The sequence below is a fragment of the Pseudoalteromonas prydzensis genome (assembly GCF_011050055.1).
Classification (GTDB): Bacteria; Pseudomonadota; Gammaproteobacteria; order Enterobacterales; family Alteromonadaceae; genus Pseudoalteromonas; species Pseudoalteromonas prydzensis_A.
On the sequence record NZ_DRGM01000174.1, the window covers coordinates 1 to 10597 of the forward strand.

At 38.7% G+C, this 10597-nt stretch carries 8 protein-coding genes; 1 reads left to right on the top strand and 7 read right to left on the bottom strand.

From position 1 onward, the window contains the following. Positions 1-227: 227 nt before the first annotated feature. Genes ENH88_RS17120 through ENH88_RS17140 form a run of 5 tightly spaced genes read right to left on the bottom strand, consistent with a single transcriptional unit; the run spans position 228 to position 5108 of the window. Positions 228-2351: a type IV pilus secretin PilQ gene (locus ENH88_RS17120; protein ID WP_304184063.1), complete on the bottom strand. Its 2124-nt coding sequence runs from the start codon at positions 2349-2351 to the stop codon at positions 228-230. Continuing rightward, positions 2338-2877 carry a pilus assembly protein PilP gene (locus ENH88_RS17125; protein WP_007586272.1) on the bottom strand — a complete coding sequence of 180 codons (540 nt, stop codon included), beginning with the start codon at positions 2875-2877 and terminating at the stop codon, positions 2338-2340. Before ENH88_RS17125 ends, ENH88_RS17120 begins: the two co-directional genes overlap by 14 nt. Next, positions 2874-3479: a type 4a pilus biogenesis protein PilO gene (locus ENH88_RS17130; protein WP_007586270.1), complete on the bottom strand. Its 606-nt coding sequence runs from the start codon at positions 3477-3479 to the stop codon at positions 2874-2876. Before ENH88_RS17130 ends, ENH88_RS17125 begins: the two co-directional genes overlap by 4 nt. Then, positions 3469-4041, bottom strand: coding sequence for a PilN domain-containing protein (locus ENH88_RS17135; RefSeq protein ID WP_024598073.1), 573 nt, complete (start codon positions 4039-4041; stop codon positions 3469-3471). Before ENH88_RS17135 ends, ENH88_RS17130 begins: the two co-directional genes overlap by 11 nt. After that, positions 4029-5108, bottom strand: a complete 1080-nt coding sequence (locus ENH88_RS17140; protein WP_024598074.1) for a pilus assembly protein PilM — start codon at positions 5106-5108, stop codon at positions 4029-4031. The genes ENH88_RS17135 and ENH88_RS17140 overlap by 13 nt, the downstream gene beginning before the upstream one ends. A gap of 130 nt (positions 5109-5238) precedes the next feature. Here ENH88_RS17140 and ENH88_RS17145 point away from each other — a divergent pair, with 130 nt between their 5' ends. Continuing rightward, complete coding sequence (locus ENH88_RS17145) at positions 5239-7731, top strand: penicillin-binding protein 1A (RefSeq protein WP_304184066.1); 2493 nt, start codon at positions 5239-5241, stop codon at positions 7729-7731. Positions 7732-7795: 64 nt separating this feature from the next. On the opposite strand, the gene metL is transcribed toward ENH88_RS17145, so the two are convergent. Next, positions 7796-10141, bottom strand: coding sequence for a bifunctional aspartate kinase/homoserine dehydrogenase II (gene metL, locus ENH88_RS17150; RefSeq protein ID WP_304184067.1), 2346 nt, complete (start codon positions 10139-10141; stop codon positions 7796-7798). A 176-nt stretch (positions 10142-10317) separates the two neighbouring features. Next, positions 10318-10597, bottom strand: a 280-nt coding sequence (locus tag ENH88_RS17155) for a PLP-dependent transferase (RefSeq protein ID WP_304184069.1), incomplete at its 5' end; no start/stop codon positions are given.

The window sequence follows — 10597 nt, forward strand, 5'->3', positions numbered from 1 at the left end:
CCCCCATGGGGCCAACTAGAAATATATTACGTTTCTCAGCCATATCTTTTAGTACAAACAAACTCTAAAATTTGAAATAAAACCCCGCCTAACGACCTGGCCCCAAAATTAAGGAGGGGATTATCTCAGTAATTGCGGGGGTATTTCAAGTCAATTAGCATAAAAAGCCATATAACGAGCAATTAATCTAAATAATCACCCGTTGGTTAACATAAAACCACTGTATTTTAATCAATTTGTATTTTTGGTGTCACAAAAATAAGTAATTCACGCTTTTCATTAAACTCACTTGTGGTTTTAAACAGTCTTCCTACGTAAGGAATGTCACCTAAAATTGGCACTTTACTCGTAGTATTAATGATCTGCTGCTGGAAAATACCACCGAGTACTACGGTTTGTCCATTCTCCACTAACACTTGTGTTTGAATCTCTTGGGTATCAATAGACACTGCTTCACCTGTTCCCGTTTGTACAGTATCACCACGTGTGTCTTGAGTAATAATTAAGTCTAGAATTACTTTATTATCAGGTGTGATATGAGGTGTTACTTCTAAGCTTAGTACCGCTTTTTTAAAGCTTACGGTAGTAGCACCACTTGAAGCTGACTCAGTGTAAGGAATTTCAGTACCTTGCTCTATTCGTGCTTTTTGCTGATTAGCCGCTATGATACGCGGGCTAGCAATAATTTCGCCTTTATTTTCTTCTTCAAGCGCACTTAGCTCTAAATCAATTAACGTACCGTTAGCCAATTTTGCTATATGCAAACCAATGCTGGCCGCAGGATTAGAAATTGGTAAATTTACATTTAATCGATCTGAAATGCTTGGCGCATTTGTAGTTGATGTTGCGTTATAAATACCTTCAGCGCCTTCAAGGGAGCCTGAAATACCAACACTACTACCTTGGTCACTAAAGCCCCATCGTACACCTAAGTCCTCAGTAACGTTATCGCGCACAGTTACCATCCGAGATTCGATTACAACCTGCTGTACTGGAATATCGAGTGTTTCTATCATCCGGCGAATGTTTTCTATACTCTTTACAGTATCTTTTACCAATAAAGTATTTGTACGCTGATCAACCGATACACTACCGCGGGCAGTTATAATACTGTTCCTATCTGTTTTTAATAAGTCAGCAAAATTTTCGGCTTTAGCGTAGTTTAATCGAATGTATTCACTATAGAGTGGTTCTAAGTCTTCAACTTGCTGTTTAGCTTTTAAATCTTTAGCTTCACGTGCTGCAAGCTCCTCTGCAGGCGCTACCATTAAAATAGAGCCATCCATGCGTTTATCTAGCCCTTTAATACGCAGTACTACGTCAAGCGCTTGATCCCACGGAACGCCATCTAAGCGCAGTGTTATATTACCGGTCACTGAATCACTGGTTACTAAGTTAAAATCGTTATAACCCGCAATAATTTGTAGTGCTGCTCGCACAGAGATATCTTGAAAATTTAAGGTCATAGGGCGACCTTGATACTCAACGCCACCATCTAAATAGGCGTTTTGCGTTTCATCTTTTTCTACCGTCAGCGTTAAAATATTATCTATTTGCTGGTACGTAAATGTAAACTGAGCGTTTGGCTCAATAACAACACGACTTAATCCGTCTTCTTTAAAAGTCTCGATATTACTTACAACAGTACCAAAATCTAATACATCTAATTCATAAAGTAGGTCATCTAAAATATCGGTGTGATGAAAGTCAGCATAAATTTTCCCGCCACTCTCATGAACTTCAATTGCAGCTTGAGTGTCTTGTAAAAATACGAGTACTTTCGCTTCGCCCTTTTCACCACGTCTAAAATCAATTGATTGGATACGGTTGATGTAATTTCCACTTACGTCACCTGAGTCCATCGCTACATTTTCATTTTCATTTTCATTTTCATTTTCAGATTCTGTAAGAGGATTATCAGACACGCGTATTGATACTAAGTTGTTATGAACTTCAGTTTCATAAATTTTTAATCTATCGAGGTTTACTGTTACCTTTAAACCACTGTTAGTTAAAACATTAGTAACACTGCTAATTCCAGCTTGATTAACTTCAACATCATTTAAACCAACCTCTAACTCTGCGGTATCAAAAAACATTTCGATTCGGGCTGGGCTATTAAACACCTGAACTTTTGGCTCAAGCGTTAACTCTTCATCAAAAACAAGCTGTAACTCAGTTTCGCCTTTAAGTAATGGATTATAACGAACATCATAAAGTAACGGCCCTGCAACGGCTGAATTTACAGTGACTAAAGCAACAGCAGCCAGTAATGTTCGTGAAATACGATGAAGCCAAAGTACATCCTTATGCATGCTATTTTTACCTTTTTTATTATTAATTTGCGCCATCTGTTGCCGCCTCTAACATTTCTAATTTAGTCAAGCGCTCTTTCCAACAGCCAGACCCATCAGGGATTAATTCCACTAACTCTATATAGTCGTTACTTACTGTTTTTACTTTGCCATCATAACTACCAAGGTAATTCCCTACCGTTACACGATGCAAAGTAGCGTCAGCTGCTGTTATTAATGCCCATATTTGTCCACTAGAACCAATTGTGCCTTTCATTGCTAAGTTATCTAGCGGGTATTTTTCTAACGGTTCGCGGCGACGCTCTTGATCAGGGTGCAAACAGTTTTTTACTTGTGTTAATTTATTTTGGATTATCTCAGGCTGAGGCGCTACAAACGGGCTACGTAGCTGACCAGCACTGTACTCAAATATTTCAAACTTTGTCAGCTCAGGAATTGATTCAACCTTTGGTGTTGTGCTTGCTTTTACCTGATCAATAAATTCTTTTTGCTCAGACGTATCATCATTACAACCACTCAAAACAAACACCATTACTACAGGTACTACGCGAAGGAGCTTCATTTTTTAACTCCTTCTTCATAACGATATGTTTTTGCGACAACACTAAATGTTAACTGTTTATCGCCCGATGATAAAATAGAAAAGTCATGTAAGCTTACAATTCGTGGTAACTGAGCTACTTTACCCACAAACTCACCAAACTCATGGTAGGTTCCTATCACTTCTATTTTAATCGGTAATTCAGTATAAAATTCTTTCTCGACTTCTGGTAACCAACCTATTTTTAAAAAAGTCAGACCACTTGTTGTGCCAACATACGACAAATCATCAAGTAAACCAGGGGTTTCGTTAGAGGTAGGTAAACGTTTTAATAATTGTGAAAACTTATCTTCCATTTCAATCATTTGTTGACGATAGATCTCAAGCTTACTCGCTACTGCGTATTTAGTACGATAAGTTGTGCGTAACTCGACCTCTTTCGCAACTGCACTGTGGTAACTATCAATTTCATCAGAAACTAACAGGCTATAACTAAAAAACAATACAAGTCCGGCAACAAACGTACAGCAAATTGCTTTAACTGCAATAGGCCAATCGCCAATGTTATCGAGCTCTATTTCATTCCAATCAATTTCACTCAGTGCTTTAAAATCAAGGCTCATCGCTAACCTCACCAATTTTATCAAATGGTTTTACATAAAATTCCATATTAAAATCACTAAGTAAACGCGAAGATTGATCGCCTGCAACAATGCCTTGCATTGAAGGATTCTCTAGTAAATATGAGCTTTGTACTTGGCGCAGCATTGTTGATAAACGGTTATTAGATTCACTGCGTCCCAATACATGAATTTGGCTACCTCGGCGCTCGAGTTTTGTTAAATAAACCCCACCCGGCACTATTTTGGCAACTTCATCCATTATTTGCGTACCCAAATTACGGCTGCTTTGTAATTCTTCAATGAGCCTCATACGCTGTTGTAAGTTTTCTTTTCTTTTATCTAAACTTCTAATTTCACTAATTTTTTTATCTAGCATGCTAATTTCTGAACTTAAATAGTTATTCTTTAAGTTTTGACCGTCTTTTAATGAACTATAAAAAGAGCTTAATAAGTACATACTCGCAAAACAAAGTATAACGACACCAATAAGTATAGTTACAAATTTCTTTTTCGATTCTTCGCGCTGCGATTCACGCCAAGGAAGTAGATTTATATGTGGCATGTTGAAAAGCTCCTTAATGCCAACCCTGTCGCAATTGCAAACTGCGTTTTGTGACGTTGCATTACATTACGATCTACTTTTGGAGAAATTTCCATATTTTCAAAAGGCTCAGCAACGACAGAGTGAATACCTAGTTCTTCAATGAGTAATCGGTCAATACCTTTAATCATCGATGTACCACCCGTTAATACAATATAATCGATTTGCTCTTTGCCACTGGTTGTTAAAAACATTTGCACCGCACGTCGCACTTGTTGAAGTAACGAAGTTTGAAAAGGGGCTAATACTTCAAAGGTGTAGTTTGGCGGTAAATCACCTGATGTTTTACCAATCTCAGCTTCATCAAAGCCTTTATTATAATAAGCAACGATACTATTTGTATATTGGTCACCACCAAAAACTTGGTCACGTGTATAAATTGTTTCCCCAGCTTGAACAACGCTCACAAGCATTAAAACCGCACCAATATCAACCACAGCCACGCATTTATTAAATGCGTCGCTAGGTAACTGTTGGTAATACACATCCATTGCACGACTTAATGCATAGCTTTCTACATCAACTATTTTAGCTTCTAAATTTGCTGCTTCTAAAGCGCCAACACGCGCTTCAACACTTTCAGTACGGGCAGCTGAAAGCAAAACATTCATTTTACTAGGATCGGCTTCATTCGTCGAAAGCTTCTCAAAGTCGAGGCTTACTTCATCAAGAGGATATGGAATTAAACTATCGGCTTCAATTTCAATTTGCGACTCAAGTTCAGCATCAGTTAACGATACATCCATGAAGATCACTTTTGTGATGACTGTTTGGCCAGAAACAGCCACTGCCGCAAATTTTAACGACTTTGGTAATTTTTTTCTTAATTTTGTAATTACGTTACCAATCGCTTCAATATCTTGGATTGTACGCTCACTCATAGCGCCTTTTGGCATCGGCTCAATTGCAAGTGCTTCAAGTCGAAATCCAGTTTCAATTTCACGTAAAAGCACAGCCTTAATAGAGTGCGATCCAATATCAATTCCTACCATCATTTGGGACGGTTTTTGAAATAGTTGACTTAGCATGTTTCAACTTGGCCTTTGTTTTAATAATAAACAAGTTATAATTTTTATATGAAAAAATATTATTCATTTTTTAATCAATATATACTAGCAGTCAAAACTCGCAATTGGGAGTCCATTTAGGGAAATATAAGTGATTTTATTAAAACGAACTTTACAATTTTTTATCATTTGTGTGTTAATTGGTCTGATTACTTTGATCAGTCTTTATTACTACGTTAAACCTGATATCCCCAGTGTGCAAGTTTTAAAAGACGTGCAATTACAAACTCCTATGCAAGTATTCACTAAAGATGGGCTTTTAATCAATCAATTTGGTGAAAAACGTCGTATTCCAGTGACTATTGATGAAATTCCTCAAACACTCATTAATGCATTTCTAGCGACAGAAGATAATCGATTTTACGATCATATAGGCATAGACCCTATTGGCATCGTACGTTCGGCTGTTGTTCTTATATCTACTGGCGAGAAAAAACAAGGTGCAAGTACTATTACTATGCAGCTTGCTCGTAATTTCTTTTTAACACGCGAAAAAGCATATATACGCAAAGTTAAAGAGATATTTATAGCGCTTCATATCGAAGATGTATTAACAAAAGACGAAATTTTAGAGCTTTATCTTAATAAAATAGAATTAGGTAATCGTGCTTTCGGTATTGGTGCAGCAGCGCAAGTTTATTACGGTAAAGAGCTAAAAGATTTAACGCTTGCACAAATGGCGATGATTGCAGGTTTACCTAAAGCACCTTCTGCATTAAACCCAATTCGTAACCCAACGCGTGCAAAAGCACGCCGAAATGTAGTTTTAGGCCGTTTACTTACCGAAGACTATATAACACAAGAGCAATATAACGAAGCAACTAGCCAACCTATTACAGCTTATTTTCACGGCGCAGAAATAAACTTATACGCACCGTATATCTCTGAAATGGTGCGTGCCGAAATGGTTTCGCGCTATGGGGTAGATAAAGCATACAACTCAGGTTTTAAAATTTTTACCTCAGTAGAATCAAAGGTTCAAAAAGCAGCGCAAAACGCACTTGTAAATAACTTACACAATTACGATATGCGTCATGGTTTCAGAGGTCCAACTGATATTTTATGGAATCCTGAAACACAACCAGCTTTAACTGAGCAACAAATACTCAATAAATTACAGAGCGTAAATGAATTAGGCACTTTAAAAGTTGCAGCAGTACTTAGTGTTAATGATAAAACAGCTACTGTATTACTTAAAAACGGTGAACAAACAACCCTCACTTGGGATAATTTAAAATGGGCGCGTAAGTATATTACTCGCTACCGCCAAAGCTTTGCTCCAAAAGCAGCTACCGACATTTTAACACCAGGTATGCAAATATGGGTACGTCAAAACGAAGATAGCAGCTTCTTATTAAGCCAAGTACCGGAAGCATCAAGCGCTATTGTCTCACTCGATCCACAAGACGGTAGAATAAAAGCCATTGTAGGGGGTTACAGCTTTGAGCAAAGCCAATACAATCGTGCGGTACAAGCTAAGCGTCAAGTGGGTTCTAATATAAAACCTTTTATATATTCAGCAGCACTTGAAAAGGGCTACACGCTTGCGTCTATATTAAACGATGCACCTATAAACCAATGGGATAAAAGCCAAGGCGTAGCATGGCGTCCTAAAAATAGCCCCGCTGTTTACAACGGTCCTATTCGAATTCGCCGTGCTTTAGCACAGTCTAAAAACGTTATTTCGGTGCGTTTACTGCGTGGTGTTGGATTACAACGTACAGCTGATCACTTACTAAAATTTGGCTTTAAAGACGCTGACATTAATCGCAGTGAATCATTAGCCCTTGGCAGTGCTTCCATTACTCCCCTTGAACTTGCCCGAGGCATGAGTACATTTGCCAATGGCGGTCACTTAATTGAACCTTACTTCATCTCAGAAATTCAAGATGCTTATGGCAATGTATTGTTTAAAGCAAACCCTGCTCTTGCCTGTGACGAAGAGCCTTTGCCAACACTCAATGCACTCTCAATCCATAATAGTGATGGTGAAGAGGAGCAAACTAAAAAATGTGCACCGAGAATTATTTCTAAGCAGAATGCATTTTTAATTGCCGATGCTATGAATAGTGCAATCTGGGGGGGGGGTAGCTGGGCTCATAAAACAGGTTGGAGTGGAACCGGTTGGCGAGCACAAGCACTAGACCGTCGCGATATTTCGGGTAAAACAGGCACAACTAATGACTCAGTAGATACCTGGTTTAGCGGTTTTAATAGTAATGTGATGACCTCAGTTTGGGTTGGCTTTGATAATCCGGGCAACGCTCTTGGTCGCTCTACATATAACAACAACCTAGATAGCAGCCAAATATCAGGTGCTGAATCGGGCGCTAAAACCGCGCAGCCAGCATGGGTTGAATTTATGAAAGCGGCACTAGAAGGCAAGCCCGAAGCTCCAATTGAGCCGCCTGAGGGACTTGTTTCTATTCGTATTGATTTAGCTACTGGTTTATTAAGCCATAAAAATGACTACACAAGTCGATTTGAATATTTTGAAAAAGGCACCGCACCTACAAAGTATGTGCTATCTCAGCCTAACGATATATTTGAAGAAGACACTAAAACAGAAGAAGAGCTATTTTAATAATATGTACGTAATACAAAAACGGCAGCTTATTTAAGCTGCCGTTTTTATTTAAACCAAAGGTTTATTTTAAGTTTTGAACAAGCCAATATAAATCAGAGTGCACACCCGCAGCGGTCACTTCCCTACCCGCTCCTGGCCCCTGAATCACTAATGCGTTATCGCTATACCATTTGCTATTAATGACAAAAATATTATCACCAGGAGTAAGGTTTGCTAACGCATCGCCATTAGGCACATACGCTATTCCCACTTTAGCGATTACTTCACCTTGTTTGATTTCTAACAAGCCCGTGTATCTAAGTACTGAATTTTTAGCTTTTGCTGTAGCTGCATGCTCTTCAATGAATGCATCTAGCTGTGTTTTTTTATTTAAAAAGTCATCCCAACTTCCCAGCGCAAGTTCATCAGGCATCAATGCCGATAAGCTAATATCGTCAAGTTCAAGCTCTACACCTAGCTCTCGAGCTAAAATAAGTAGTTTACGCTGCATATCTCGCCCAGATAAATCTTCGCGAGGGTCTGGCTCTGTGAATCCCATTTTCTGAGCTTCTAGTACCAACTCAGAAAATGGCCTAATTCCATCATATTTACTGCATAACCACGAAAGCGTGCCTGAGAAAACACCTTCTATACGTGTTATTTTATCGCCACTATTTTGCAAATCAGCCAAAGCAAAGTTAATAGGTAAGCCAGCGCCTACACTGGTGTTATATCGCCAATGTAAATTACGTTCTAAAATATTACTACGAAGTGCTTTATACCAAGTAGTAGATGCTGTTCCAGCGTATTTATTAGCACTAATTAAATGACAGTCTCTATCTACAAAGTCTGGATATAACAAGCTAAATTGTTCACTTGCGGTAATATCAATTAAAATTTTATGCTCGTAATCGAGCTCATTTATAGCATTCAGTAAATCTGCAGATTGATAGCTATTAGCCTCATGCTGCCATTGAGTTTTCCATTGCTGCGTATTAATACCACTTGCATTAAACAGCATTTTTTTAGAGCGAATTAGACCGACTAATTTAATACTAAAGTCATCCGATAAGCGCTCAAATTGTGCCGATAACTGTTTAATAAAAACGTCGCCAACGTTACCAAGCCCCGCAACTATAATTGCGATTTCTTGGCCTTTATTAATTAGCTTATCGTGTAAGGCACTTTGTATATCACTATCTATAAATTGATCGGTAAGCAATAAAGCATATCCAGTATCTTGATGGACAAAACGAGGTTTTATGCTGTGGAGTTTTAATAAGTCTAACGCTTGTAAGCTCAATGTATTAACGTCTTGCTCAGGCGCTACAATTGCGCAGCCATTTAAATTTGACTCGCTAATATTTGCTCTACCCGCAAAGTAATTAATAACCAGATAAGTTTGTGCTGCTGGCACTACCAGATACACTTCACCATTATGGTTAAAGTGATGAAGGCTATGCTGAATAAGCTGACTAACACTTGCAACCTCTCCTTCACTTAACCCTTCAACCATTAATAGGTCAACATTTTGCAACGTGGTTATAAAACGTTTTTTCTTCGCTGAACCTTCTTTTACTATATCGGTTGGGCTTGCTTGCACATCAAAACTACTGCGAACAGCTAGCTTAATATCTGTGTTTTTAAGTGGCGATAGTGTTTTTGCATGTAATACAGGATTACCTAAACGAGCCAATAAATTAGCTTGTCCACGGCAAATTTTGCCGTATTTAATCGCTTTTTGCACTTTACGTGGATCAGTACTAAACACTCCTTGCGTATCAGTCCAAATACATACCTGCTTAGCATTACAGTAATTTGCTAGTAGTGTTGCGCTGTAGTCACTACCATTTCGGCCAAGCGTTACAGTCTCACCATTGATATCTGCGGCTATAAACCCAGTAACAACATTTATTTTATTAGGAAAAATTAACTGCCCACATTTCTGCGCATTTTGCGCATGCATTAATTCACCATCATTCAAGGTAAAAAGAGTGCGGGCATCTTGAGCACATGCCTCAATATTTAGCTGCTGTAAATAAATGGCGAGTAAGCGTGCTGACCACAATTCGCCATGTGCAAGTAACGCAGCCTCTTTTAGCTGCTCAGCTTGAGCAAGTTCTGCAATATCACTAAGTTCGGTATTTAGTGTTTTAAGTGCACTTCGTTTTAAATCAGCTTCTAATAGCTGCTCTATTAAGTCTCTTTGGTGATTATTTAACTGTAGTAAAATATCAGCTACCGCTTGATTGTCTTGCTTTTGATAGCTTTGCCAAAGTAATACTAGCGTATCGGTTGTCTTACCCGCAGCCGATACCACCACACAGTCACCCGGTTGAGTATGTGTAATTATTATTTTTGCAACGCTTTGGTATCGCTCACTTGAGCTTAAACTCGAGCCACCAAATTTATGTATACAATTAACCATATTTATACCAATTCGCTTAATTAAGTAGTCTATTTTGAGTTTAGTTGTTCTCGGCAATTGCTCCTGCATTGCTCTACCTCCTGCATCCATGCAGTCGTATATCAGAAATTTTTAACGACGTTAGCGCCAGCTTTAATCCCTCAAATTGATTAGGTATTATTGCGGATTGGTATTGCTTACCAAAGCGCCGGACGGGCTGCACTTAATTTAACGTTACCAACAGAAGTGCCCGCACCTTTGCCTACACGGCCAACATTTTTATTTTGCCCTGGTTTTACAAGTTCAAACACTCGCTCAAAATCAGCAACTAAATCGTATATATCTTCAATACCTACCGAAATACGAATAAGCGTATCGCCCACACCCGCTTCTAAACGTGCTGTTGCGTCCATACCTGCGTGCGTCATCGTTGCAGGGTGACAAATTAAGTGCAGCCCGTCCGGCGCTTTGGTAAGC